Raw genomic sequence first — 255 nt, forward strand, 5'->3', positions numbered from 1 at the left:
CTGCACCGCCCGCTGAATCTCGCCCCGGATCGGTTGCGCGACGTCCTGTGCAAACGTGAGCAGCGCTATGTTGGATCGCAGCTGACGTTTTCGTTCGAGCGCCAGCGGATCATGCTCGAGGAGACCGAGGTGACACGCGGCTTGGCTGGTCGCTATGTCGAGACCTATGCCTATGCCGATGGTCGATTGGATGTGCGCTGGAAGGGCCATTCCCTGCCCTACCAGATGTTCGACAAGGACCAGCGGGTGACGCAT

General features: G+C 61.2%; 1 pseudogene. It reads left to right on the forward strand.

Annotation, left to right across the window (positions count from 1 at the left end):
* Positions 1-255 (forward strand): annotated as a pseudogene (locus IB265_RS36415) (ISNCY family transposase); the annotation flags it as partial.

Origin of the sequence: Ensifer sp. ENS10, from assembly GCF_014852025.1 — a bacterium.
Classification (GTDB): domain Bacteria; phylum Pseudomonadota; class Alphaproteobacteria; order Rhizobiales; family Rhizobiaceae; genus Ensifer.